The 25,750-nt window shown below is 63.0% G+C and carries 25 protein-coding genes; 6 read left to right on the top strand and 19 right to left on the bottom strand.

Features of this window, described 5'->3' with window-relative positions; all coding sequences use genetic code 11:
- The first annotated feature begins 91 nt into the window (after positions 1 to 91).
- Positions 92 to 712, top strand: a complete 621-nt coding sequence (locus DRF71_RS01545) for a YdeI/OmpD-associated family protein (RefSeq protein WP_112308866.1) — start codon at positions 92 to 94, stop codon at positions 710 to 712.
- Between the two features lie 98 nt (positions 713 to 810).
- Here the strand turns inward: DRF71_RS01545 and DRF71_RS01540 are convergent, their stop codons facing one another.
- The 10 genes from DRF71_RS01540 to DRF71_RS01495 form a co-directional block, all read right to left on the bottom strand.
- Positions 811 to 1,158 carry a zinc ribbon domain-containing protein YjdM gene (locus tag DRF71_RS01540; RefSeq protein ID WP_112309912.1) on the bottom strand — a complete coding sequence of 116 codons (348 nt, stop codon included), beginning with the start codon at positions 1,156 to 1,158 and terminating at the stop codon, positions 811 to 813.
- Positions 1,159 to 1,238: 80 nt separating this feature from the next.
- Entirely contained in the window at positions 1,239 to 2,321 is a 1,083-nt protein-coding gene (mraY, locus tag DRF71_RS01535; RefSeq protein ID WP_112308865.1) for a phospho-N-acetylmuramoyl-pentapeptide-transferase, read from the bottom strand.
- Positions 2,322 to 3,764: a UDP-N-acetylmuramoyl-tripeptide--D-alanyl-D-alanine ligase gene (locus tag DRF71_RS01530; protein WP_112308864.1), complete on the bottom strand. Its 1,443-nt coding sequence runs from the start codon at positions 3,762 to 3,764 to the stop codon at positions 2,322 to 2,324.
- A 109-nt stretch (positions 3,765 to 3,873) separates the two neighbouring features.
- Positions 3,874 to 5,361 carry a UDP-N-acetylmuramoyl-L-alanyl-D-glutamate--2,6-diaminopimelate ligase gene (locus DRF71_RS01525; RefSeq protein ID WP_112308863.1) on the bottom strand — a complete coding sequence of 496 codons (1,488 nt, stop codon included), beginning with the start codon at positions 5,359 to 5,361 and terminating at the stop codon, positions 3,874 to 3,876.
- A gap of 12 nt (positions 5,362 to 5,373) precedes the next feature.
- A complete protein-coding gene (locus DRF71_RS01520; protein ID WP_112308862.1) occupies positions 5,374 to 7,164 on the bottom strand; it encodes a peptidoglycan D,D-transpeptidase FtsI family protein in 1,791 nt (596 codons plus the stop codon).
- Between the two features lie 3 nt (positions 7,165 to 7,167).
- Positions 7,168 to 7,533 (bottom strand): cell division protein FtsL, encoded by a 366-nt coding sequence (ftsL, locus tag DRF71_RS01515; protein WP_112308861.1) that lies wholly within the window; start codon positions 7,531 to 7,533, stop codon positions 7,168 to 7,170.
- A gap of 1 nt (position 7,534) precedes the next feature.
- Entirely contained in the window at positions 7,535 to 8,533 is a 999-nt protein-coding gene (gene rsmH / locus DRF71_RS01510; protein WP_112308860.1) for a 16S rRNA (cytosine(1402)-N(4))-methyltransferase RsmH, read from the bottom strand.
- A gap of 3 nt (positions 8,534 to 8,536) precedes the next feature.
- Positions 8,537 to 9,040 carry a division/cell wall cluster transcriptional repressor MraZ gene (gene mraZ / locus DRF71_RS01505; RefSeq protein WP_112308859.1) on the bottom strand — a complete coding sequence of 168 codons (504 nt, stop codon included), beginning with the start codon at positions 9,038 to 9,040 and terminating at the stop codon, positions 8,537 to 8,539.
- A gap of 328 nt (positions 9,041 to 9,368) precedes the next feature.
- Positions 9,369 to 9,713, bottom strand: a complete 345-nt coding sequence (locus DRF71_RS27095) for a hypothetical protein (protein WP_157970865.1) — start codon at positions 9,711 to 9,713, stop codon at positions 9,369 to 9,371.
- A gap of 149 nt (positions 9,714 to 9,862) precedes the next feature.
- Positions 9,863 to 10,984, bottom strand: coding sequence for an Mrp/NBP35 family ATP-binding protein (locus DRF71_RS01495; RefSeq protein ID WP_112308857.1), 1,122 nt, complete (start codon positions 10,982 to 10,984; stop codon positions 9,863 to 9,865).
- A gap of 290 nt (positions 10,985 to 11,274) precedes the next feature.
- Here DRF71_RS01495 and DRF71_RS01490 point away from each other — a divergent pair, with 290 nt between their 5' ends.
- Positions 11,275 to 11,487 carry a DUF1127 domain-containing protein gene (locus tag DRF71_RS01490; RefSeq protein ID WP_112308856.1) on the top strand — a complete coding sequence of 71 codons (213 nt, stop codon included), beginning with the start codon at positions 11,275 to 11,277 and terminating at the stop codon, positions 11,485 to 11,487.
- Between the two features lie 656 nt (positions 11,488 to 12,143).
- On the opposite strand, the gene lepA is transcribed toward DRF71_RS01490, so the two are convergent.
- A complete protein-coding gene (gene lepA / locus DRF71_RS01485) occupies positions 12,144 to 13,943 on the bottom strand; it encodes a translation elongation factor 4 (protein WP_112308855.1) in 1,800 nt (599 codons plus the stop codon).
- Positions 13,944 to 14,140: 197 nt separating this feature from the next.
- On the opposite strand from lepA, the gene DRF71_RS01480 reads away from it, so the two are divergent.
- From DRF71_RS01480 to DRF71_RS01470, 3 genes are all read left to right on the top strand, one after another.
- A complete protein-coding gene (locus DRF71_RS01480; RefSeq protein WP_112308854.1) occupies positions 14,141 to 15,301 on the top strand; it encodes a hypothetical protein in 1,161 nt (386 codons plus the stop codon).
- Between the two features lie 184 nt (positions 15,302 to 15,485).
- Positions 15,486 to 15,797, top strand: a complete 312-nt coding sequence (locus tag DRF71_RS01475) for a hypothetical protein (RefSeq protein WP_112309911.1) — start codon at positions 15,486 to 15,488, stop codon at positions 15,795 to 15,797.
- A 614-nt stretch (positions 15,798 to 16,411) separates the two neighbouring features.
- Positions 16,412 to 16,813 carry a roadblock/LC7 domain-containing protein gene (locus tag DRF71_RS01470; protein WP_232831244.1) on the top strand — a complete coding sequence of 134 codons (402 nt, stop codon included), beginning with the start codon at positions 16,412 to 16,414 and terminating at the stop codon, positions 16,811 to 16,813.
- A 65-nt stretch (positions 16,814 to 16,878) separates the two neighbouring features.
- On the opposite strand, the gene DRF71_RS01465 is transcribed toward DRF71_RS01470, so the two are convergent.
- The 8 genes from DRF71_RS01465 to DRF71_RS01430 all read right to left on the bottom strand — a co-directional run bounded on the left by DRF71_RS01465 (position 16,879) and on the right by DRF71_RS01430 (position 24,097).
- The gene (locus tag DRF71_RS01465) at positions 16,879 to 17,550 is read right to left on the bottom strand and encodes a DUF1523 family protein (RefSeq protein WP_112308853.1); all 672 of its coding nucleotides are present in this window, start codon (positions 17,548 to 17,550) and stop codon (positions 16,879 to 16,881) included.
- Between the two features lie 4 nt (positions 17,551 to 17,554).
- Positions 17,555 to 17,824: a hypothetical protein gene (locus DRF71_RS01460; protein WP_232831243.1), complete on the bottom strand. Its 270-nt coding sequence runs from the start codon at positions 17,822 to 17,824 to the stop codon at positions 17,555 to 17,557.
- Positions 17,825 to 17,868: 44 nt separating this feature from the next.
- Complete coding sequence (locus DRF71_RS01455; RefSeq protein ID WP_112308852.1) at positions 17,869 to 19,242, bottom strand: DUF6638 family protein; 1,374 nt, start codon at positions 19,240 to 19,242, stop codon at positions 17,869 to 17,871.
- Positions 19,239 to 19,586 (bottom strand): hypothetical protein, encoded by a 348-nt coding sequence (locus DRF71_RS01450; RefSeq protein WP_112308851.1) that lies wholly within the window; start codon positions 19,584 to 19,586, stop codon positions 19,239 to 19,241. Before DRF71_RS01450 ends, DRF71_RS01455 begins: the two co-directional genes overlap by 4 nt.
- On the bottom strand, positions 19,586 to 21,514 hold the full coding sequence (locus DRF71_RS01445) for an AAA family ATPase (RefSeq protein WP_112308850.1): 1,929 nt from the start codon (positions 21,512 to 21,514) through the stop codon (positions 19,586 to 19,588). The genes DRF71_RS01450 and DRF71_RS01445 overlap by 1 nt, the downstream gene beginning before the upstream one ends.
- A 144-nt stretch (positions 21,515 to 21,658) precedes the next feature.
- Positions 21,659 to 22,783: a hypothetical protein gene (locus DRF71_RS01440; RefSeq protein ID WP_112309908.1), complete on the bottom strand. Its 1,125-nt coding sequence runs from the start codon at positions 22,781 to 22,783 to the stop codon at positions 21,659 to 21,661.
- Entirely contained in the window at positions 22,776 to 23,027 is a 252-nt protein-coding gene (locus tag DRF71_RS01435) for a hypothetical protein (protein WP_157970864.1), read from the bottom strand. Before DRF71_RS01435 ends, DRF71_RS01440 begins: the two co-directional genes overlap by 8 nt.
- A complete protein-coding gene (locus tag DRF71_RS01430; RefSeq protein WP_112309907.1) occupies positions 23,027 to 24,097 on the bottom strand; it encodes a hypothetical protein in 1,071 nt (356 codons plus the stop codon). Before DRF71_RS01430 ends, DRF71_RS01435 begins: the two co-directional genes overlap by 1 nt.
- A 206-nt stretch (positions 24,098 to 24,303) precedes the next feature.
- On the opposite strand from DRF71_RS01430, the gene DRF71_RS01425 reads away from it, so the two are divergent.
- Positions 24,304 to 25,740 carry an acyltransferase family protein gene (locus DRF71_RS01425; protein WP_112308848.1) on the top strand — a complete coding sequence of 479 codons (1,437 nt, stop codon included), beginning with the start codon at positions 24,304 to 24,306 and terminating at the stop codon, positions 25,738 to 25,740.
- The last annotated feature ends 10 nt before the right edge of the window (positions 25,741 to 25,750 follow it).

Genomic DNA, 25,750 nt, shown 5'->3' with positions numbered 1-25,750 from the left:
CCGATGCGGAAGGGCGGCAGATATGCCACCCTTTTGCATTTCGGCCCCGTCTGAGGCAGGCTGGTCCCGGCCAGCCTGATGGAGCGCCAGCATGATCACCGATATCGGGGATTTCTTTCGCCTCGGCTGCGGCCGCTGCCCGCGTTTCGCAACGCCGGAGTGTTCGGTGCGGCCCTGGGAAGCGGGTCTGGCGGCTTTGCGCCGGCTCTGCCTTGATGCGGGGCTGGAAGAGGTCGTGAAATGGGGCCACCCCTGTTACATGCATAAGGGCCGCAATATCGCGATCATCGGCGCATTGCGGGGGGATTTCCGGCTCAGCTTCTTCAACGCCGCGCTGATGAAAGACCCGGACGGCGTGCTGGAGCGCCAGGGGCCGAATACGCAGCATCCCGATATGATCCGCTTTACTGCGCATGATCAGGTGACGGCGCGGGCTGCCACGATCACCGGATATCTCCACGAGGCAATGGGCTATGCCGAGGCGGGCATCCTGTCCCCCCGCAGGCCGCGCGCGGTCGACCTGCCGGAGGAGTTGATTGAGGCGCTGGATGCCGATCCCGAACTGGCGGAAGCCTTCCACGCCCTGACACCTGGCCGGCAGAAAAGCTATGCCTTCAACCTGAACACTGCGAAGACGGTGGCGACCCGGATCGCGCGGATCGAAAAGTTCCGCCCGAAGATCATGGCCGGTAAAGGCGCGCTGGATCGGTGAGCGCGCGCAAAGTCCGGGCGACAGAGCGCGGCTTCGCGCGTGCGCTCAGGCGATCCCTTTGCGCCCGTCGGCGCCGGCATTCCGGGCCATGCCCGCGTTCAGCCGCTGATTTTCTTTACGAATTGAGATTTCAGGCCCATCTGGCCGAAACCGGGGATCTTGCAGTCGATATCATGGTCGCCATGGGTCAGGGTGATATTGGTGACCTTCGTGCCGACCTTCACCACCTGTGAAGAACCCTTGATCTTCAGATCCTTGATCACCGTCACGCTGTCGCCATCCGTCAGGACATTCCCGACCGCATCACGCACCACCGCCTTGTCCTCTTCCGGTGCAGAGGCTGCGGGATCCCATTCATGCCCGCATTCAGGACAGCTCAGCAGTGCCCCGCTTTCATAGGCATAGGGCGAGGAACAGGCGGGACAGGGCGGCAAAGCGGGAGTCAGCGAATCATTCATATCGCCTTATAGGCGCTGCCCCGCCGCAAACGGAAGACGGCGGGGGCAAAGATGCGCCGCCGCCGCGCTCAGCGCACTTTCAGCGTCGCCAGCCCGATCATCGCGAGGATCAGCGAGATGATCCAGAAGCGGATCACGATCTGCGGCTCGGCCCAGCCTTTTTTCTCGAAATGGTGGTGGATCGGGGCCATCAGGAAAATGCGCTTTTTGGTGCGCTTGTAGTAAAGCACCTGGATGATGACGCTCAGCGCCTCGACCACGAACAACCCGCCGACAATGGCCAGCACGATCTCGTGTTTGGTGCAGACCGCCATGGCGCCAAGCGCGCCGCCAAGCGCGAGGCTGCCGGTATCGCCCATGAACACCGCTGCGGGCGGCGCGTTATACCACAGGAAGCCAAGCCCGCCTCCGATCAGGGCCGAGGCGAAGATCACCAGCTCGGCCGTACCGGGCACGGCATGCACGCCGAGGTAATTCGCCATGGTCGAGGTGCCGACCACATAGGCGATGACGCCGATGGTGCCGGCGGCGATCATCACCGGCATGATGGCAAGCCCGTCAAGACCATCGGTCAGGTTCACCGCATTGGCGGCGCCGACGATCACGATCATACCGAAGGGGACGAAGAAGATCCCCAGATTGATCAGCGCATCCTTGAAGAAGGGGAAGGCCAGCTGATTGGTCAGCCCTTCGGGATGGAACCGCGCCGCAGCCCAGGCCGCAAGGCCCGCGATCACGAGGCCAAGGATAAAGCGGATGCGCGAGGACACGCCTTTGGTATTCTGCTTGGTGACTTTCGCATAATCATCGGCGAAACCGATCAGACCGAAGGCCAGCGTCACCAGAAGGACGATCCAGACATAAGGATTGTCCAGCCGCGCCCAGAGAAGCGTCGAGAAGGTCAGCGCCGAAAGGATCAGGAGGCCCCCCATCGTCGGCGTGCCGGCCTTGGCGAAATGGCTCTGCGGTCCGTCATCGCGGATCGGCTGGCCCTTGCCTTGCTTCCTGCGCAAGAGGTTGATCAGCGGGCGCCCGAAGAGGAAACCGAAGATCAGCGCAGTGCCGAAAGCCATCCCCGCCCGGAAGGTGATATAGCGGAACAGGTTGAAGAAATCGCCACCGTCTGAGAGTTCGGTCAGCCAGAAAAGCATTCACTCGGTTCCTTCGGTTTTGGCGCGGGCGATGCCAAGGCGGCGCAGGGCCTCGGCCACCAGGCTGACTTTCGATCCTTTGGACCCTTTGACGAGCAGGATATCGCCCGGATCCATCAGCGAGCGGGCGCGACCCGCCAGTTCCGCCGCCGTTTCCACCCATTCGCCGCGCTGCGCAAGGGGAAGAGCGCGGTGAAGTTCCCGCATGCGCGGACCGACGCAGTGAAACAGCGTGATGGCTTTCAGGCCGGGATGATCCGCGACGGCGGCGTGAAGCTGCAGCTCCTGATCGCCCAGCTCCAGCATATCGCCAAGCACCGCGATGCGGCGACCGGCACCGAGGCAGCCGATACCGTCCACGGGCTTTGCCCGGATCAGCATATCAAGGCTTGCCGCCAGCGAGGCGGGGTTGGCGTTGAAACTGTCGTCGATCAGGTCGAAAAAGGTCTCCTCGACCACATCCATGTCGATCCTCTCGCGGGTGCCGCGCCCGGAAGGGGGCTGCCAGCGGCCGAGATCATGCGCGGCCAGCACCGGATCGGCGCCAAGCGCCGCCACAGAGGCCAGCGCGCCAAGCGCGTTCATCGCGAAATGCGTGCCGGGCGAGGCGATGCGGAAGAGGCTCATCTGCCCGTCATGGCTGGCGCGGACAACTGTGATCTCATCGCCCAGCCTCACCTCGTCGAGATGCCAGGCGGCGCCGGGCGCGCGGCCAAAGCCGGTGATCCTTGCGCCGGCGGTTTCGGCCAGCGCGGTCAGCACCGGCGTGGTGTCAAGATCAAGATTGATCACGGCGGTGCCACCGGGCTCCAGCCCCTCGAAAATCGCGCCCTTTTCGCGGGCGATGCCTTCGATAGAGCCGAAAGCGGCCATATGCGCCGGCGCGACCGTGGTGATCAGCGCGACATGCGGGCGGGCGAGGCGGGCCAGCGGCGCGATCTCGCCCGGGTTCGACATGCCGATCTCGATCACCGCGTAATCGGCATCTGCGGGCATGCGGGCGAGCGTCAGCGGCACGCCCCAATGGTTGTTATAGCTGGCATCAGAGGCATGGGTGACGCCCTGCCCCGACAGCATGGCGCGCAGCATTTCCTTGGTCGAGGTCTTGCCGACCGAGCCGGTGACACCGACCACCCGGGCCTTTGTGCGGGCACGGGCCGCCTGGCCGAGCGCCTCCAGCCCTTTAAGCACATCGGGCACGATCAGGAGGGGCGCATCCGCGGAGACGCCTTCGGGAATGCGGGAAACCAGCGCGGCGCAGGCACCTTTTTCCAGCGCCCCGGCCACGAAATCATGGCCGTCGCGGGCGGCGGCAAGCGCCACGAAGAGATCGCCCGGTTGCAGGCTGCGGGTGTCAATCGAGACGCCGGTGGCGCTCCAGGTGGTCGTGGCGCGCCCCCCGGTGGCGTTAGCGGCGTCAGAGGAAGTCCAGAGCGGGGTCATAAGCGGGCGTCCTGTGGCTCGGGGCGGAGGGGGGCTGCCTGCCCCCCGGCTCCTGCGGAGCCGCCCCCCGGGGATATTTCCGGACAGATGAAAGGGGCTGTGTTGCGCATCAGATCAGCCCGTCAAGGGCGGCGGTGGCGACCGAGGCCTGTTCGACATCGTCGAAAGGATAGACCTCGCCCCTGATGATCTGGCCGCTTTCATGGCCTTTGCCGGCGATCAGCAGCGCATCTCCGGGGAGAAGAGCGTCAACCGCGCGCAGGATCGCCTCGGCGCGGTCGCCGACCTCATTGGCCTCGGGGCAGGTCGTCATGATTTCCGCGCGGATGGCGGCGGGGTCTTCGGAACGCGGATTGTCATCGGTGACGAAGAGGATATCGGCATTCTGTTGCGCGGCCTCGCCCATAGCCGGACGTTTCGTGCGGTCACGGTCGCCGCCGGCGCCGAACACCACGATCAGCCGCCCCATCACATGCGGGCGCAGCCCCCTGAGAGCGGTGGCGATGGCATCGGGCGTATGGGCGTAATCGACATAGACCGGGGCGCCGTTTTTGCGGGTCGCTGCCAGCTCCATCCTGCCGCGCACACCTTTCAGGGCAGACAGGGTCTCCATCACCCGGGCGGGGCTTTCGCCGCAGGCGATGACCAGCCCGGCGGCCAGCGCCACGTTCTCGGCCTGGAAGGATCCGGTGAGGTTCAGCCGAGCCTGGAAGGGTTTCCCCTGCCACATAAGCCGCAACTCCTGCCCCGTCGCATCGGGGCGGATCGCCCTGATCTGCAGATCGGGCACCGCGCCGGCCTCGCCGCGTCCGACGCTGAGCACGGGAAGGCCTCGCTGGGCCGCGAGGGTGGCCATGCGCGGGCCGTATGCGCCGTCGAGATTGATCACCGCCACCGCATCATCAGGGAGAAGCCGGGTGAAGAGACCGGCTTTCGCCTCGAAATAGGCTTCCATCGTGTGATGGTAGTCGAGATGATCCTGGGTCAGATTGGTGAAGCCCGCCGCTTTCAGCCGCACCCCTTCCAGCCGGCGCTGGTCGAGACCATGGGACGAGGCCTCCATCACCGCATGGGTGATGCCATCCGCCGCCGCCTCGGCCAGCATCGCATGCAGCGTTACCGGATCGGGGGTCGTGTGGGAGGACGGTGCCTGCCAGTCGCCCTCGACCCCGGTGGTGCCGATATTGATCGCGGCATGGCCAAGCGCCTGCCAGATCTGGCGGGTAAAGGTGGAAACCGAGGTCTTGCCATTGGTGCCGGTGACGGCGGCCATCACGGCGGGCTGGGCGCCCGACCAGAGCGCGGCGGCCCGGGCCAGCGCCTCGCGCGGCTCATCGACCACCACCAGAGCCACCTCTTTCAGCCCGATGGCATCCGTTCCGATCACCGCACCCATCGGATCGGTGAGGATCGCGACCGCACCCTTCTCCAGCGCGGTTGCGATGAAATCGGCGCCGTGGCGCAGGCTGCCCGGCAGCGCCGCAAAGAGGAAGCCGGGCCTGACCGCCCGGCTGTCTGCCGTGATCCCGGTCAGCACCGGATCCCTGCTTTGCCTTGCCTTCAACCCCAGCCCGGAAAGCCGTCTTTCACCCGCCATGTCACCACCCGATCAGTTCGCAGCCGCAGTTAGCGCAGCTCCGGTGACAGGTTCAACTATCGGACGCACATCCAGCAGCGGCGCGATGCGGCGGATCATCTCGGCGGTGACCGGTACGCTCGTCCAGCCGGCAGTGCGCAGCGGTTTCGGCCCCGAGGTATCGGCGGGCTCGTCAAGCGTCACGATCACCACATAACGCGGGCTCGAGGCCGGGAAGGTCGCGGCGAAGGTATTGATCACCTTATCCTTGTAATAGCCGCCGGATTTCTTGGGCTTATCGGCGGTGCCGGTCTTACCGGCGACCTCATAGCCCTTGACCTCGCCAAGGCTTGCGGTGCCATCGGTCACGACCGAGCGCAGCATGGCGACCGAGTCTTTCGCGACCTTCTCGCTCATAACACGCACGCCCGAGGCCGGACCATTTTGTTTCAGCAGCGTCGGCTTTACATAGATGCCGCCATTCGCGATCGAGGCATAGGCCGCCGCCAGATGCATCGGGCTGGCCGACATGCCATGGCCGTAGGAGGTGGTGATCGTCACGATTTCCGGCCAGCGTTTCGGGATCAGCGGGCGCGCGCCGGGGGCCTCGATCAGCTCCAGCGGGGTCGGCTCGAAAAAGCCGAGCGATTTGAGAAAGGCCTGCTGGCGCTGCGGCCCGATCATCAGCGCAATATTGGCGGTGCCGACGTTCGAGGATTTCTCGATCACGCCGCGCACGGAAAGCATCGGTCCGTAATTCTTACCTTCGAATTCTTTGATCCTGTATTTGCCCCAGGTCATCGGCGCATTGGCGTTGACCATGGTGTCGGGGCTGACAAGACCCAGCTCCATCGCTTGCGCCGCGGCGAAGATCTTGAAGGCGGAGCCAAGCTCATAGACGCCCTGCACCGCGCGGTTGAAGAGCGGGCTGTCCGAGGCTTCGTCATCCTTGCCAACCAGCGGCACGGGTCGGTTATTGGGATCAAATGTCGGTGCCGAGGCCAGCGCGATGATCTCGCCGGTGCGCACATCCATCACAATCGCCGCGCCACCGCGCGCATTCAGCATCGTGATCCCGGCGGAAAGCACCTCTTCGACCGTGGCCTGCACCGTCAGATCCAGCGACAGCTCCAGCGGCTGGCCGGCCTGTGCCGGGTCACGCAGCCGCGCATCCATCGCCTTTTCAATGCCGGCGGTGCCGATCACCTCGGCGGAATGGACGCCCTCGGCACCAAAGGAATAGCCCCCCAGCACATGCGCGGCCAGCGAGCCATTGGGGTAAAGCCGCATCTCGCGCGGGCCGAACAAAAGGCCCGGATCGCCGATCTCATGCACCGCCTGCATCTGTTCGGGGGAAAGCACCTTCCTGACCCAGAGGAAGCGGCGCCCGTCGGTGAAGCGTTTCTCCAGATCCTCCGCATTGAGATCGGGGAAGATCACCGCCAGTTTGCGGGCCGAACCCTTGGGGTCGACCATCTCTTTCGGATGCGCATAAAGCGCCGAAGTGGTCATATTGGTCGCAAGGATACGACCATTTCTGTCCGTGATATCGGCACGTTGTGCGACGATCTCGGCACCCGGCGCCGAGGCCACCGGCTCGACCGGCTCGGATGCCGCCAGATGGCCCATCCGCACACCGATCGTCAGATAGGCGCAGCCAAAGGCCAGGGCCAGCAGGCCCAGCCGGGCCGAGGCGCGCGGCTGGCTTTTCTCACGCATGGCGTCATGGCGGCGCGCGAGATTCTCGCGCTCGATCAGATCGGGGTTCTCGCCTTTCTGGCGGGCGTCAAGAATGCGGGCAAGCGGGCGGAGCGGTGTGCGCATGGATCAGAGCCCCTCTTCTTCAGTGGCAGAAGTGGTCTCGACCGCGCCGACACCTTCAGGCAGTTCGATGGCCGGCACTTCCGGCACCGGATAGACGACGCTTGCGGTGGCGCCGAACTGGCCCGGCTCCATCGGCATCAGGGGAACGCGTTCGAAATTCAGCGACACCAGATCCCGCAGCCGGTCGGGGCGGTTCAGCCAGGCCCATTCCGCCTTTTGCACCGAGAGCCCCTCGCGCAGGCCCGCGATTTCACGCTGCAGCACCCGGACCTCTCTCAGCACCTCCTGGGTGGCGTAATTCTCGCGGTAAGCCCAGAAGCCAAGCGCGATCACAGAGAGGAAGGTGAAAACGTAAAGCACGGGGCGCATGTCAGGACCGTCCTTTTTGCGGATTACGGGTCACATGAAACCGGGGAAGGCCAAGCGCCGCAGGGTCAGCAGCGACCGGCGCTGCATCGGTGCGGATCCCGACGCGGAGTTTTGCCGAACGCGAGCGCGGATTGGCGGCGAGTTCCTCCTCATCCGGGCCGATGGCCTTTTTCGAGACGAGCCGGAAACGCGGCGTGACGCTGTCGCGCGCCGGCGCATAGCGGTTGGCGGCGGGCTCGGCGCCCGAGGCCAGCTGGAAAAATCGCTTGGCGATGCGGTCTTCGAGCGAATGGAAGGTCACCACCGCAAGACGTCCACCGGGCTTCAGGACGCGCTCGGCCGCAGCGAGCCCCTCGGCCAGCTGGTCGAATTCGGCATTCACCGCGATACGGATCGCCTGAAAGCTGCGGGTCGCCGGATGGCTTTCGCCGAATTTCGGGCGCGGCAGCTGTTTCGCGACCACTTCGGCCAGTTGCAAGGTGGTGGTGAAAGGGTTGCTTTCGCGTGCGGCCACAATCGCACGCGCAATACGGCGCGAGGCGCGTTCTTCGCCGTAATTGTAAAGGATATCGGCGAGATATTCTTCGCCGGCCGTATTCACCAGATCCGCCGCCGAAGGCCCGTCCTGGCTCATCCGCATGTCAAGCGGGCCGTCTTTCTGAAAAGAAAAGCCGCGCCCGGCCTCGTCGAGCTGCATCGAGGAGACGCCAAGATCCAGCACCACACCATCGGCGGGCTCACCGGCCAGGCTGTCAAGATCGGAAAACGTACCCAAAGCCAGCGCGATCCGCCCGCCGTAATCCGAAAGCCAGGACGAAGCCATCTGATGCGCCAGCGGGTCGCGGTCGATCCCCAGAACCCGCGCGGCACCGGCGGCGATCAGGCCCTTTGCATAGCCCCCTGCCCCGAAGGTTCCGTCAATCCAGAAGCCTTCGACCGGTGCCGATGCCGCCAAAAGAGGCCTGAGAAGCACCGGGATATGCGGTGCGCTTCCGGCCATGGCTCACGCCCCGTCATGCGGCAGGAGCGAGAGGAGATCCGCACCATCGGGCAGGTCGAGATCAATCTCTTCCTGGGCCGCCATTTCCGCATCATAGGTCTCGCGCAGCCAGATCTGGAACGTATCCAGAGCGCCCGCAAAACAGGCCTCGGCAGCATCGTTCAGGCCGATCCGTTCGCGCACCTTGGCCGGCAGCACAAGACGGCCATCATCGTCGATCTCAACCGTTTGCGAGAGGGTGATGTAATTGCGCTCAAGCACTTTGCGCTGCGGCGTGCCGGGTGCGAGCTTGCGGATCCTGTCTTCCATCACCGTCATCTGCGCGACGGAATAGCATTCAACATAGGCCTGACCGGCGCGGCCGCCATAGACCATCACAACGCGCGGGCGCCCGGACGCAGCCCCGACATCTCCGGCCTCCAGAACACGGCGAAAAGGCGCCGGGATCGAGACCCGCGCCTTAGCATCTACCTTCTGGTAGAATTCGCCTCTGAATGCCTCAGCCATCGCTTTGTGCCGGCCTTTGTTGCGTTGTCCCTGAGCCTTGCGGCCCGATTATCTTTGGCCCGTCGGCCGAATTCTCATGGTCCAGAAATGAAATGGGCGGATCGGACTGCTGCCACTGTCCGATCCGCCTCTGTCCCATCGCTGGGCGTCCAGCTACGCGCGCCACCTGGGGGAGATGTCTGCTCGCTCGCGCGCCGGATCTCTGTCGTCCGATGAAAGGGTTTGCCTGTATGAGCTGCCTTTTTTCGCCTTTGTTCGGGGTCTTCGTCCGCCCCTGACGTCTTTGTTTGCCCGTCTCATCTTCCGTGAAATCAACATGCCTGGGATTTCATGGTCTGACAAGGGAAATGTTGGGCGGAGACGGCAATATCTTGTCCGGGATCGGGTAGGAAAACAGGATATAGTGGCAGGCCAGCCCGTTCACGCCACCATATATATGGATATCATTCGCGTTATCACCGATATGTTGGATATTTGGTGCTGAACCATGAAATCCCGGCTGGGCGATATTTTTTCCGATCATCCAGCCAGGATTTCTGTGGGATCGCTGAATCTTCCCGCCACTTACACGCAGACGGCGGCAAAATCCCGCGATATCACCCGCCAGAGGCGAAAATGCCCAGACAGTTCCATAAGATTCCATGGCGATTGATTCGGACGCAGCCCATCCCATGCAATCCCATTCCGCCCCCCCGGCACCCCGAAGGCCGGGCGGCAGCGGGCGCGCGGAATGAAAAACCCGCCGCCTGGCAGGCGACGGGGGGATTTTGACTGTCCGGGCCAGGGGTGACAGCAGCCCGCTCTGCAACAGAGGGGTGGCGGTCAGGCCATATTGCCGTCGATCAGACGACGGGCGAGGCGGGCATAGGCCTCGGCCAGCGGGCCATCGGTGACAGCGATGGGCGTGCCGGCATCGCCCGCAACCCTCACATCCAGCGCCAGCGGCAGTTCACCAAGGAAAGGAATGTTCAGGCGCTGCGCCTCGGCCGGCACGCCGCCATGGCCGAAGATATGCGCCTCATGCCCGCAATTGGGACATATATAGGAAGACATGTTCTCGATCAGGCCGATGATCGGCGTTTTCAGCTTGTTGAACATGTCGATGGCCTTCAGCGCGTCGATCAGTGCCACATCCTGCGGCGTCGAGACCACCAGCGCGCCGGTCAGCTGCACCCGTTGCGACAGCGAGAGCTGCACATCGCCGGTGCCGGGCGGCAGGTCGATCAGCAGGATATCAAGATCGCCCCAGGCCACCTGGGACAAAAGCTGCTGGATCGCCCCCATCAGCATCGGGCCGCGCCAGACCACCGCCTCGCCCTCTTTCAGCAAGAGCCCCATCGACATCATGGTGACACCATGCGCGACCACCGGCTCGATGATCTTGCCATCTATGGAAGAGGGGCGTTTTGAGACCCCCATCATCCGCGCCTGGCTCGGCCCATAGATATCGGCATCAAGCAGTCCGACCCGGCGCCCCTGTTTCGCCAGCGCCACCGCAAGGTTCGAGCTGACGGTCGATTTCCCGACACCGCCCTTCCCCGAACCGATGGCGATGATGCGGTCAATACCCGAAAGCTTTTGCGGCCCGCCCTCCTGCGGCTTTGGATGGCCGCCGATCTTCAGGCTTGGAGGTTCCGCCCCGCCGCCGGACGAGCGCATCACCGGACCGGCCGGTTTCGGCGCCGCTTTCGCCGCCGGACCATGCGCGGTCATCACCACCTGAACGGCGCTGATGCCGGGCAGCGCCTTCAGCGCCGCCTCGGCTGCCGCCTGGACCGGCGCAAGCGCGCGGGCCTGATCGGCGCTTTCCGCCTCGATGACAAAGCGTACCACGCCCTGATCAACCGATAGCGCGCGAATCAAATCGCGCGACACCAGAGTGCCGCCGCCCGGCAGGGCAATCCCTGCCAGAATCTCTGTTACCGCCTCGCGCGTGGCTGTCATCGTTCTCTCCGGACAAATCGCTGACTGAGACTCGGCAGTTTTTGCGGAAAGGGCAAGGGGCGGAGAAAGATCTGTTCGCAGACCGCCCATGGATTAATCATATCTGTTCATATCAATGACATAGGCCCCGAAACAGCCATGCGATTGCTGCATGGCAGCATTGTCGGGCCGTCTATTGTGCAAACGCAGAAAAGCCCGCATGTTAGCGACAACGGAAAGCAACAGACCGGCACGAAGATCCGCCAACCCTGGCAAGACCACCGCCGATCCTGACGCAAAGGCTTGATGAAATGGCATATGTGAACACCTCCCGCGCCGCCCTCGCCCGCCCCTCGCTGTTTGGCGATGTTGTCGAGGCCCTGCGCAACGCAATCGCGCGCCGCAAGCTCTATGCGCGCACCCTGGAAGAGCTGCGCTCGCTCTCGGATCGCGACCTGTCGGACCTGGGCCTCTCGCGCGCCATGATCACCGAGGTTGCCCGCGAAGCGGCCTACGGCAAGTAAGTTTCCGCGTCCTGGATCCTCTCCTCCTCCCTGGATCCTGCGTGAAAGCGGCGCCACCACCCTCCTCCCAGGTGGCGCCACCCAATTCAGGGCAGCAATGCCCGTATAGTTCGGTGGCCCTCTCCTCCTCCCTCGGGCCTTCGAAACCGCGGCGACCCCCCTCCTCCTCCCTGGGGTCGCCGCACCAGATACCGGTCTGCAGCGCATCGCGCCGGGCCTGACGAGTTCGGAGCCCCTCTCCTCCTCCCTGGGGTTTCCGGAAACTGCAGCGGCTCCCCTCCTCCTCCCTGGAGCCGCTGCGCAAAATAGTGGCCCATCGCCTTTATGGCGCCCGGGTCAGACCAGTTCGGACCCCCTCTCCTCCTCCCTGGGGTTTCCGGAAAGCGCGGCGGCTCCCCTCCTCCTCCCTGGAGCCGCTGCGCCCTCCCAAAAGGGCAGAGGTCTGAACCTCCTGCCCGACCAGTTCGGCGGCGCTCTCCTCCTCCCTTGCGCCACCGGAACTTGCGGCGGTCCCTCTCCTCCTCCCTCGGGACCGCCGCCCTCCCCTCCTTTCCGATCAGACGTGAAAACGAAAAAGCCCCGGCGACTCTCACCGGGGCTTCATGCTGTTTCGAAAATGATCTCTGGACAGTGAGGGGAGGGATGCCCCCCGCGCCTCAATTGTCCATTTTGAGCGCCTGGATGAAGGCCGTCTGCGGAATCTCGACCTTGCCGAATTGCCGCATCTTCTTTTTGCCTTCCTTCTGCTTGTCCAGAAGCTTGCGCTTACGCGTCGCGTCGCCGCCATAGCATTTCGCCGTCACGTCCTTGCGCATCGCAGACAGCGTTTCCCGCGCGATCACCCGGCTGCCGATGGCGGCCTGGATCGGGATCTTGAACATATGGCGGGGGATCAGCTCTTTCAGCTTTTCCACCATCACCCGGCCCCGCGCCTCGGCACGGTCGCGGTGGACCATCATCGCCAGCGCATCGACCGGCTCTTCATTCACCATGATCGACATCTTCACGAGGTGATCCTCGCGATATTCGTTCAACTGATAGTCGAACGACGCATAGCCCTTGGTCACCGATTTCAGCCGGTCGTAGAAGTCGAACACCACCTCTGCCAGCGGCAGATCATATTCCACCATGGCGCGCGGGCCGGCATAGGTCAGGTTCAGCTGGATGCCGCGCCGGTCCTGGCAGAGTTTCAGGATATCGCCGAGATATTCATCCGGCACCATGATCGTCGCCTTGATGCGCGGCTCTTCAATATGGTCGATATAGGTCAGGTCGGGCATATCGGCGGGGTTGTGCAGGTCGCGCACCTCGCCGTCTTTCATATGCAGCTTGAACACGACCGAAGGCGCGGTGGTGATCAGATCAAGGTCGAACTCGCGCTCCAGCCGCTCGCGGATCACTTCAAGGTGCAAGAGCCCCAGGAAGCCGCAACGGAAGCCGAAACCAAGCGCGGCCGAGGTCTCCATCTCATAGCTGAACGACGCATCATTCAGCGCAAGCTTTTCGATTGCATCGCGAAGCGCCTCGAAATCGGCGGCATCGACCGGGAAGAGGCCGCAGAAAACCACCGGCTGCGCGGGCTTGAAGCCCGGCAGCGGCGTGTCGGTGCCTTTACGCTCATGGGTCACGGTGTCGCCGACGCGGGTGTCGCGGACCTGTTTGATAGAGGCCGTGAAGACGCCGATTTCACCCGGCCCGAGTTCCGCGATATCGGTCATCTTGGGCGTGAGCACGGCGAGGCGGTCAATCGGATAGACCGCATTGGTCTGCATCATCCGGATGCGCTCGCCCTTTTTGATCACGCCATCCATGACGCGGATCATCACGACCACGCCAAGATAGCTGTCATACCAGCTGTCGACCAGCATCGCCTTCAGCGGCGCATCACGGTCGCCTTTGGGTGCGGGCAGGCGCTGCACGATGGCTTCCAGCACATCCGGGATGCCCAGGCCCGATTTCGCGGAAATCGGAATCGCATCGGAAGCATCGAGCCCGATCACATCCTCGATATTGGCCTTCACCCGCTCGGGATCGGCTGCCGGCAGGTCGATCTTGTTCAGAACCGGCACGATCTCATGCCCGGCATCCAGCGCCTGATAGACATTGGCCAGCGTCTGCGCCTCAACCCCCTGGCTGGCATCAACCACCAGCAGTGAGCCCTCAACCGCGCGCATCGAGCGCGAGACTTCATAGGCGAAATCGACATGGCCGGGCGTGTCGATCAGGTTCAGGATATAGGTTTTCCCATCCTTCGCCGGATATTCGATCCGGACGGAGTTCGCCTTGATCGTGATGCCGCGCTCACGCTCGATATCCATCGAGTCGAGGATTTGCGCCTTCATATCGCGCTCGGCCACGGTGCCGGTCATCTGAATAAGCCGGTCGGCGAGCGTGGATTTCCCGTGGTCGATATGGGCGACGATGGAAAAATTGCGGATGTGATCAAGCTGGGTCATAACCGGCGCATATATCCGGATCTGAGCGAGCCGGGAAGAGGGGCAAACCGGCTGGCAGCGGGGATTTTCATGGTTTAGTCTCTGGCCCGCATATATCTGCCTGTGCAAGCCCGGCCATCCGGTCGGGGTCCGGGCTGGACAAACCCGGCCAGCGCGCCCGAAAACGCGCCCGAAACCCTGAGGCGCCGCTTTCCGTGTTGAAATATCTGCTTATCGCGGCCGGGGTGGCGCTGCTGATATTCGCCGCCATCTCGGCGGCCTATATCAGGCTCTTCGTCAGCATCGTCCCCGATGTGACGGATGTCGCTGCGACGGTGTTCGAGGGCCGGGAGGTCGAGACGCGGGTGGATATTCTGGAGGGCGTACCCCCCGGCGCCGCCGGATATACGCTGGTACTGGGCGATCTGGTGACCGGCAGCGGTGCCCGGATCCTGCGCGACCCGGCCGAAATCGAGGCCGCCCGCGCCGCGCTCTGGTATCTTGAGACCCGCCGTGAGGGGGGATTGCTCTCGTCCCCGACCGAACGCGCGCGGGCCCGTCGCGAGGTCGCCACCCTGATCCGGGACGGGGCCGCGATCCGTATCTTCACCTGCCCGACCGATGAATGCGGCGGCTGGTTCGGCCTTTCTGACCACGAGGGCGCCAGACGCAGCGGCTTTGCCGCGATCCGCGAGGCCGCCACCCCTCCCGATTCTGCACCCGGTTCTGCACCCGGTTCTCCGGTCGAGCATATGACCGGCTATTACGACAATTACGACTCCTACAGGGCCGCCCATGCCGCGATCAGCGCGGATCCCACGCGCTGGTTCGCTGAACCCGGCGCGCAGCGGCTTGCGCCCCGCGAGGAAAGGCTGGCGCAGATCGACATCTCACTGCCCGCCGAATTGCTGACCCGGAACGCCGATCAGGCGAATTTCGATGACGAACAGGCCGCAGAGGCGGCGCTGGAGGCGCTTGGCCGGTCCTGGCTCGGAGAGATGCAAGGCGAGGTCAGGGTCCGGAAATCCTGGCCGATGGATATACCCATTCTCTCCGGCCCGGGTTTCGACAAGGAGGGCCGGCTGCGCGCCCTGCCCGGCTACAGCTACCGGCAGCGCAGCATCACGCTGGAAATGGCACCGGCTGATCTGGACGCGGTCGCGGCGCGGATCGACCTGGGCGGCTTTACACCGCCCGATCTGCTGATGCTGGAGGATGCGCTGCTTAAGGCGGTGGCGGCGGCGGGCTATGATACCGCCTGCCTGCCCGGCTGCGCCCGGGTCGGGAGCGGCCGAATCAGCCATGCCGCCGATCTCTTCATGCCGGCCGCTCCGGGCTGGCAGATCGAAAGCTGGCGCCTGCTTGATCCCGCGCCCTGAGCCGGCAGCACAGCCGATCCTGGGGCAAAGCCCCTGGCAGCCCCCTGGTGCTGGTAGTGCGCGCGATTCCCCGCCTGGCTGCGTTGCGGCATTGAAGAATCGGGCGATTTTTGGCATCCTGTCTGGCAGAAAAATGACCGACGGGCGGAGGGAAACCCTGCTCCCGGCAATTGAGGCAGAAAACATGAAACCAGTCCTTTCGGCTGCGCTTGGCGCCGCTCTTCTTCTGACATCTGTTCCGATGGCTTCCGCCGGTCCGATTGAATCGGCCTGCATGCGCTCGGGCCGTGAATCCGCCAGCCGGGCTTTGTGTGGCTGCATCCAGCAGGTTGCCGATATGACGCTGAAAGGCGGCGATCAGCGCCGCGCGGCGAAATTCTTCCGCGACCCGGATCTGGCCCATACGGTCTGGATCTCGCAAAAGCCGGCAGATGATGCGTTCTGGGACCGCTACAAGCAGTTCGGCGCCATGGCCGAGGCCTATTGCGGCGGCTGAGCCCTCCTGCCCCCGTGAATCCACCTGCCGATGACACCGGGCGCACTGTGCCCGGGATACTGCCTGTGAACGCTGGCAGTCGATGACGGGCAGTCAGTAACGGGCAACAGCGTCGGCTGACCAGAGCGACGCCGCCGCCATTTGCAAAACACGCATTGCTTTCCCCCCGCTGGGGTCACCCGGTTTCCATCCCGAAACCACAGGGCATAAGACTGCGCCACCGTCGCCCCACCCGGAACCTTGTGCCCCCTGCTGGCCCGCAGGTTTCCCGCGCCGCCAGCCACTTTGAAACAGCGGCGCTCCGACTGCAAATACCGTGAAATATCAGCAATTCAGGGTGAGGCCCGGTTTTCCGGCAATCACCCGTCTGTGCGGCCTTAAATTCGCCGATCAGCGGCCCGCTGGCCATGCGTCCCTCTCAGATGCCGCGCCAGACCCTTACGCCGCCCCAATTCACCAAAAACAGGGACGAACAGGTGACCTCGCCCCGCCCGCCACATCGGCGCCATATTTTCCGGAGGATTCCGCCGTGAAAAACGGATGAAAATACCCCGAATTCCGGATCAAATTGACGATTCCTTGCCGTTTTTTCGTCCGTTTCCGGGCTCAGAACAATGGTGTTCACAGTAAGTGAGCGTGTGTTTAACCTGGGTAATATAATGGCTACCAACATCTCGGCACTCAAAGATATCGCTGGCTTTATCGGCGCCTGCCTCGTCGACAGCGAAACCGGTCTGATGCTTGTTTCCGAAAAGAAATCGGCAAAATTTGACATTGAGACCGCCGCTGCCGCCAATACAGAAGTCGTTCGCGCCAAGCATCGCGCGATGCAGGCTCTGGGGCTGGACGACGAAATCGAAGATATTCTCATCACCCTTGGCGAGCAGTTCCACCTGATCCGCCCGCTGACCTCGAACCCGCTGGTCTTTATCTATGTCGCGCTTGATCGCTCCACTGCCAATCTCGGCATGGCCCGGATCGCGGTCAAAGGCGTGGAAGGCAAGATCAAGGTCTGACAGTCGAGACTATCCTGCCCGGGGCCCGACCACTGGTCGGGCCTTTGCCGTTTATAGCGCCGTGCTCAGCGCTTCGGCTTTGATTTCCAGCTGTCGAGCCAGGCCCGGATGCGCCCCCAGATACCGCGCGCACCCGCCCGTACCTCGCCAACGCCGGCATCGACACGGTCAAAGGCCTGTTCGGCCCTGACCATGGCCGGATCGACCATCCGCTCGCGGAACTGCATCCACATGCGGCGGACCATGAACAAAAGGAAGGCCAGCACCAGCAGGATCACGATCGAGACCCAGGGGATCACCGTCACATCCGGCCCCGCGACCTGTTTCACCGAAACCGCATTGGGGAAGATGGTGAAGAACTTGTTGCGCCAGCCGTAATGCGTGACCTCGACCCAGACCGGAGCGGCGGGGGTCGAGACCAGATCCTTGGACCGCGTCTGCAGCCCGAAACTGTCGATCTTGAAATAGGGCGGCCAGCCCCAGCCGGTATCCTCGTTGCGATATTCCATCGGGCTGCCATCGGGGGAGACCGCATTGATGAAGAACACATCGCGCGAGGTGCTGTCGGTCATGCCGACCTCGGCCCGGCTCCAGAACAGGGAATTCTCGCCGATATCCACGCGGCGGTTCTCGGTGCCGACGATGCGCACGATATCGTGCTGCGGCAAGGTGTAATGCAGGAAGCCGCCCACCAGGATGAAGACGATCAGCCAGAGGGTCCATTTGACATAGCGCATCGGATCAGAACCAGTTCACATAGAAGAAGATCGCGTTAAAGGCGATCATGGGAATGATATAGATAAGCCACAGCAGCCGCCGTTTCAGCCCCTTTTCATAGGCCTGCATGCCGCGCGCGACAAAGGCCTCGCGGTCGCCCTCAAGCGCGGCGCTCTGCCAGTGTTTTTCCAGCTTTTCGCGCCGCACCGAGCGCGAATAGACCGAGGCCAGGAAATAGGCGATCGTCAGGCCGATCAACATGAAGAAGGCAAGTCTGATCCAGCCGATGATCATGCGCGTCCCCGTCCTCCGTTCCGCATCCTGCTTTACGTTATGCGCTACCTGTCCCGGCGCTGAAAGGGCTTGCCCCAGGGCCCGGCCGGCATTCTGTCGCCCACGGGCTTTGGCCCGGCCTGCATCTCGGGGCGCGCAAGCTCATCCATCTTCGGTTCCGGCCCGAACAGCGTCTCGCGCGCGCCTTCCTTGTCGACCTTATACTCCCGCTCAAGAAAATCAGCCACATATTGCCGTTTCGTATCGGACCAGCTGCGGTATTCCTCGTAGAACCGCTCTTTATGGGTGATGAAAAGCTGACGGACATCCATCAGCGCCAGTTCCGAGAGCAGCATATTGATCAGGTCGCGATTCGGGCCGGGGCGGGCGCGGATCGTGTAGAAATAGGCCGGATGCTCGCTGGAAATCCGCGGCCATGGCCCGGCCTCTTCGGTCCAGGCCAGCATGGCGGCAAGGCCGAGAAATTCCTGCGGCAGCGCCTCGCCCAGCCGATAGGCGAGCTTGCGCAACTCGGTCCGCCGGGCGGCGCCGATATCAATGCCCAGCTGATCGGCGACATTGACCAGGATGAAATCCATCTTCTGTCTGAGGATCGCCCCTGCCCCGCTGCCCCGCGCCTGCACCACCGGCTCGACCAGCTGATTGCGATCCAGCCAGTCGGCGATATGGTTCCTGTGGCTGAAATCCATCACCTGCGCGATGGGAAGCGTGCCGAACTCCATCATCGGGCGCCTTGTGATGGCGGCGGGGAATTTCTGGCCCTGAAAGATATAGATGCCGCCAAACAGACCCGACCAGAAATCGTGCTGTTCAAATGCCATCGCCGGCAGATGGATCGGCACCCGCGTTACATCACCCGTGCGCGCCGCAAGCCCGATCATCTGTTGGATCAGCGCCTCATCGCGCCAGCCATCGGGCTCGCGGCGAAAACGCTCGATCAGGGTGGCCAGCTTTTCGGCATCGGCGACATGGCCGCCGATTGTATCGGCCTCGACGGTGACGCGGCGCATGCGGAAAAGCTGATCGGGCTTTTCCACTGAAAACACCGATCCCTGCAATTCACCCGCCACCACATCGCGGGCGGTCAGCGCAAAAAGCTGCGCCTCATTCGCCTCGATGAATTGCACCAGAATGCCGCGCGCGGTCGAAAAGCGGATATTCAGCAAAGGCGCGGTCTTTTGCGCCGTGCTGAGCAGGATGAATTGCCGGTTGGCGCCGTTCGGATTGAGGTAATATGGATCATCGAATTCATCACCGATCTCGGGCGAGAACCCCGAGAGGTCGATATGAAAATCGGTCAGCGTGGTCTCACGACCGATCAGCGCCTTCAGCGCGCGATTATAGCGCGCCACCAGCTGCGGCGAGGAGACCTCGATCAGATTGCCATACATCAGGCCCTTTTCAATGAGGCGCTTCATGTCCCTGCGACCTCCGGGCGTTTGCGCATCATCACAACCATAGTGAGCACCAGCCCTGTGATCCCCCCCAGCACAGCACCCGAGACGATGGCCGCGCTGCCGATCCCGACCGGGCCTTCGGGGCCAGAGGTTCCCATCGCCATAAGCATCAGCATCACCACAAACCAGAGAGGGGCCGCTGCGATGGCCACCATAAGAGCACCGGAAACAAAGAGCACAAAGCGCATCGTGCCCCGGGAATTGCACAGCTGTTTCAGCACAAACCAGGTGGCCGAGAGCCAGATCGTCGCGATCAACCCCCAGATCACATAGCTTTCAAGCCCGGACTCCGCCTGGCCGTCCATCAGCCCTTGCCCTCGATATAGCGACGCTTCGCTTCCTCCTGCCGGGTGAAATCGCGGACCATGTTCTGCACCGCCACCTCATCGGAGTTATCGGCATAGCGGAATTCGCTGTCGGCATAGCGGTTGATTTCCTGCACCACCATCTCGACCGTGATCGGCGTCATCAGCCCGCGGATCATCGCGAGCTTCTCATCATAGGGTTTGAAGAGGAAGAGATCCGGCTCTTCCATCCATTCATCGGGCAATTCGAAATCCATCGCCCGGACCTTGACCGCATCGGTGATATTCTTGATGGCGCGACCGGTGAACCGCTCATCCGCCTGCTGGATCGCTTTCAGATATGAACCGATCTTCGCGATTGTATCCAGCGGGCCAACTTTATTGCCAATCTCTTCCCAGACCGTCACCAGACCCGCCTCATGCGGGCGGGAATGACCCTCGAAACTGGCCTGCACTGCCTTTTTGATCTCCTGAGCGGCAAAGAGATCATGCTCGCCCAGCGGAATGGCGTGGTTCTTCCCCAAGAGAAGCGACAGGATGTCGATATAATCCTCGCGCGTCTGTGGCCCGTCGACAAGGAACCGCGCCCCTGCCCTTTGCCTCAGCGCGTCATCAACATTTTCCGGGTAATTCGAGAACATGCCAAAGGTACAATTGCCGCGTACCACCGTGCCCGATCCCGCGAAGGCCCCCATGAATACCGCCGTCACCTCCTGCTGACCGGCGCTGGACAGACGATCACCGCGCTTTCCGGCCACCTGGTCAATATCGTCAATCGTGCCAAAACCGATAACGGATGGGTCAAGGATAGTGTCGACAAACGCTTTGGCGTTCTGGCCCGACTTACCCTGATAGCTGTCGATCTGGTCAATCGAGAAATTCTGATAGCGGAACGGATATCCCGCGATCTGACAATAATCATTCAAAAGCCCCGCCATCATCTGGATCAGCGTGGTTTTACCGGTTCCGGGCTTGCCATCCCCCATGAAGGTGAAAATAAACCCGCCCAGTTCGGCAAATGGATTAAGGCGCCGCTCAAAATCATATGCCATCAGCATTTTTGACAGACGCAGGCTCTGATATTTCGCGATATGGTTGCCAACCACCTCATGCGGCTTTTTGAATGCCATGGTGATCTGGCCGCCCTTTGCCGCCCGCGCCGGGCGGAAGCCGGCGATCAGCAGCCCATCGGCCTCGACCTTCCAGGATCCGCCGGTATAGGCCGCGATGCGGGGCGCAGTCTCGGCCCGGAGCGCGACCTTCTGCATCAGCGCCTCGGCAAAGGCCGAAATCACCGCCACCAGCCGCGCGTCATCCGGGGCGAGAACGGCAATATCCTGATCCAGCTCCCACAGCACGCCCTGCAGCGCGAGGGGGGCATTGTCGGTCAGCACCTCCTCGACCTCGCCGATCTCGACCGACTGGCTGCCCAGATGCGGCGCGATCAGGAAAGCACTCGCATTGGCAAAGGTGTAAAGCACCGCCAGCGCCTCGGCCTGCAGCAGTTCACTGAATTCCGCCCGTCGCGCCTCGGGAAGCCGCCCCTCCAGATTGGCGCGTTTCAGCTCGGCAAGCCCCGATTGCGCCGCGAAAGTGTCGCCCATCGCCAGCGCAACCGCCAGCGCGCGGCGCAGCACATTCAGCGCCGCCGATTGTGCCGGCGACAAAAGCCCATCCGAGAGCCCTTCGATCCGGTCAAACAACCGCACCCCCCCTGGCCGGGCCGCAGGCCGCGCCGCCATTCCCGGCACGGTCGAGCGGAACCGCGGCCGCGCCCCGATCCCGGGAGAGCGCTCCGCCACCGCCGCCACCTCCTGCGGCTTTGCCAGCCGCGGCGCGTGATCGAAACCGGAAACCAGCCCAAGCGCGGCCTCATATTGCGCCCGGATCGTCTCTTCCTTCAGTTCCATTGTATCGCGCGCAACCATCTCTCTTCCTTCCTGCCGGATCACCCGGCTTCAACCGCTCATGCCTCCGGCGGGGATATTTAAGGACAGATGAAAAGCCGCTTTCATCTGTCTCTAAATATCCCGGGGGAGTCCGCGCGCCAGCGCGGGCGGGGGCAGCGCCCCCTAGCCAGGGATCAGCCTGCCCCCGGCGCCAACCACGAATTTCCGGATCCCGCGCAGCCCGGGCGGGTCCTGTTCCACCAGAACCTGATAGGGCCGCTCCGGCAGCACAATCATCCGCTCAAACAGGGTCGCGCCGGTATCGGCGCCCACAACCGGCGCCAGCCGCCAGATCTGAGCCGGGCGCGATGAAAACCAGCCATCCCTGACCATCTCTTCGCGGTCGGAGACCAGATCCTCCAGCGTCCAGACCAGCGCCCAGTCCTCGCCCTCCGGCGCACGGGCATCGTCCAGCACATGCGAGATCGGCCCCGATTGCAGCGTGAAGCCCGACGAATACATCGGCCCGAGTGTGATCCGCCGCAGCCGTTTCGGGCGCACATCCTCGAAATCCTTGTCGAAACCGGTGGCCAGGGTCACCAGTTTCAGCCCGCCCATGCTTTGCGCCAGCAGCTTTTGCTGGATGCCGGGCCAGCGATAGGCGTCTTCGGGCAGCGGGCGGCGACCGGAATCTTCCAGATCGAGCAGATAGACCACCGGCAGGTTCAGCCCAGAATCCCAGACCGCCCAATGGATCAGATAGCGCCGCCGGTCGCGGCTTTGCCCCAGCCATTGCACATCCGGATCATTGCGGGCATGGAACAGGCCGCCAGCCCGCACCGCCTCATAGTAAAGCCGCTGGCTCAGCGCGAATTGCAGCTGTACCGGCACCTTACGCTCGCCCACGATGGTGCGCACCATCCGGTCCCTGAGTTCCGCCTCCGAGGCCATGCCGGACAGATGCCGCTCGGCCTGCTGCGCATCCACCGCCATCATCATCAGCTCCTGCACCACCGGGAAGCCGCTTTCGTGGCGGTCGATGGTCAGGCGCGGCGCCCCCTCGGCAAGGCCGCTCATCAGATATTTATGGCTGAGCGCGCGAAAGGTTCCGATCACGCCGTTCAGGTAGCCGGCAAGCACCCGGGTCTCGATCCGGCTGAAACGGCCCTCTTTCTCGAATTCCGCCGCCACCCGCGCCAGATAACCGCCGATCCGGCCGAATTTGGTGAAATAGCGCCGCGCCTGGGCCGGCTCGTAGATCTCGGCATGATCGCTGACCAGCGCCTCTTTCACGCTGTTATCAGCCATCACCGCCTCCCCCGCCATCCCCGCCCGCAGGCGGATCATCCGCCCCGAACAGCACCGCCATCACCGATGCAAATGCCAGGAGGCTGCCTATGGCGAGCACGACGATCCCCGCCTCGCCCGCATACCATTCACTGCGCGTCATATCGTAATGGTCAAGCACCGTGCCAAGCCCGATCAGAACGATGCCAAGCGCGATCAGGATCAATCCGGGCGGGAAGGCCCGGCTGAGAAGCCGGGCAACCATCATCCACCGTAGGCGTTTTTGTCGTGCTTCTCGACAATGGCGGCAAAGCGGCGGGCAAAGCGTTCATCCGCCTTGGCTTTTTCCTCAAGGATCTTGCGGGCAAACACCATATTGCCTTCATGTGCCTCCAGCATATCGGCCATTTTCGCATTGGTCGCCGAGCCAATGGCCGCCATGGCCGCCTGGGCCTCCTGATCGGTTTTCACGCCGATCTCGTTGATCCGGTGCGCCACATCCTGCTGCTGCGCGGTCTTCAGGGACGAGGTCAGCGCGTCATAAAGCACCACGCGCTGGCGGGTATCCGTTTGCAGCTTGTTGATCAGCACCAGCTGGGTCGCGGCCTGGTTCGTCAGGCTGTCCACCCAGGTCTTGCCCTTTTCGATATAGCGCTCCAGCGTCTGGCTGCGGGCAAGTTTCACCTGCTCGTCCTGGATCAGCGCATTGTGTTTGGCGTTCAGCCCGGCGAGTTCGGTTTCCAGTTTGGTCCGCGCCGCCGCATCCATCTCGACCGCGATGCGGTTTTCCAGCTCGATCAGGCGCGGATCCATCGCTGCCACTTCGGCACGCACCGATTCCAGTTCGGCCACGGTGGTTTCACGGTCGGTCAGCGTCGACGCGAGATTCGCCTCGACCTTCGCCTTCTGCCCGTTCAGCAGTTCCAGCTGCCCCTGCAGCAGTTTCACGATCACATCCGATTTCGAGATCAGATCCTGCAGCTTGTCGTCAATGGTGGCCGAGCGCAGCCGCTCCTGGCGCAGGCTTTCGGATTTGCCCGAGGAAAAGATCCCGACAAAGCTTTCCCAGCCGGTCTTGGTCCGCATTTCATCGAAATCCTTCGAGAAAGCGGCGGTGACATCGTCAAGCCCCATGATCAGCTCGGCGATATTCGCGTTCATCACATCAGTATGTTTGTGGACATCTTCGAGCGTGGCGTTCTCCACGTCCAGCTCGATGCCCTGTTCGGCCTTGATCCGCGCGTTTTCGATCACCGAGGTAATGGTGGTGATCTTTTCCTGCGCGGCCCGGACCTGCTTTTCGCTTTCAAGAATTTGCGCTTCAAAATTCGACATACTGGTCTCCATCAGACATCCGGACCTGCGCCCCTGCGCGCGAATCCTACGCGTAAGATCCCGCTTCCGAAAGCAGAAACAGAGCGATGTGAGCAGCTGGCGCCCGCCTTTGACAGGCTGGAATTCCTGCCCCTGGCGGGAAACCGACCAGCAGAGGCAGGACCTCAGGTCCCTGCCCCTTTTTCGGGGCAAGCCAGGAGACGGGGATGCAACCAGAGAATAACAGCCGCCTTGTCTGGGTGGATATAGCCAAAGCGCTCGGCATCCTGCTGGTGGTTGTGGGTCATGTCGAACATATCGTGCCACGCGATGGGGATTCGGCCTGGATTCGGCTGAGCAGAGCCATCTATCTCTTTCATATGCCGCTCTTTTTCATGCTTGCCGGGCTGACGCATCGCCCTCAGGCCCCGGCAGAGGCGGTGACGAGCAAATGGCGGGCGCTGATCTGGCCCTATTTCTTCTGGCTCTTGCTGATCGGCTTGTGGTTTGCGGCCAAAAACGGCTTTGAATCCGGTTCATTGGCCTGGCTGCTGCGCGGTACGCTGCTGGGCGGGCGGTATCTGAGTGGCGATTTCGCGGTGTTCTGGTTCCTGCCGGTGCTGTTTGCGGTGATCGTGATCCATGACTGGCTCTTTGCCCGTCAGGATGGCAGGCGGCTGATCCTCGCGCTGGCGCTTTTCGGGCTCATCTCGGGGCCTGCGGTGATGCAATGGACCAGAGGCGTGCCGGTTCCCTGGCTTGCCAATCTGGTGCCGATGGCGTTTTTCTTCTTCACCGCAGGGGCCATGCTGAGGCCGGTTCTGCATCGCCGGAAATGGCTTGCCGCAACAGCGCTTTTCGTTGTCGGGCTGAGCGGGCTCGCTGCCCTTTTCGGGGTAAAGCTGTCGCTGGCGATGAAATTCGCCAATTTCGGGCCGGTCCTGCTGGGATCCGCGCTGGCTGTGGCGCTTTCTGTGCTTTTGATGCTGCTCGCTATGGCACTGTCGCAGAGCCGGCTGGCTCAGGGCGGTCTGGTCTGGATCGGGCGCAGGACGGTGCCGCTGATGTTTCTGCATATGCCGGTTCTTCTGCTGCTGGCAGAGCAGGGAATTCCCCCACTGCCGGTCATTCTGCTGGCGACGGTGCTGTCCCTGCCTGGGGTGTATCTGATGGATAAGGCCCGGGCCCTGATCTCGCCCCCCCCAGGAAGGCCGGGCCAGACATCATCCCCTGGCGGGGCGAACCTCCGCATCGGAATGCAGGCAGACTGCCGGAAAGCCAGTCAGGGAAGAATGACCGCAGATCGCCTGCAAAGACGGTGCCAGGCAGAGGCCAACACAGCGAAGGCCTGCCCGTCATGGATGCATCCGGCGCGCCTGACTGGTTCAGGGCGGCGCGCGTCCTCACGGTGCTTTTCGTCACCGCTCCCGGTATTGCCTCCGCAACCGGCGCGCTTGCGAAGATGGCCGTCGGAGCGGATGGTGGCGGGCTGGCGGCAGATCTTGCGGCAAAGACTGTCAGAGGCGCGCTCTGACTTACCCGCAGGCTTCACCCAGAACCGACCGTTCCCCCGGCGGGTGGCCCGGAATTGCATTTGCGTCACGATTTCGATTGTTTTCATATGTCGCATGGCCTTCTGGCTGCCTGACCACCCGGATATCTGAGGCAGTTGCA

Origin of the sequence: Pseudogemmobacter bohemicus (assembly GCF_003290025.1) — a bacterium.
Taxonomy (GTDB): domain Bacteria; phylum Pseudomonadota; class Alphaproteobacteria; order Rhodobacterales; family Rhodobacteraceae; genus Pseudogemmobacter; species Pseudogemmobacter bohemicus.
Note: the sequence above shows the minus strand (reverse complement) of the source record. Positions and strands in the feature narration are given on the sequence as shown.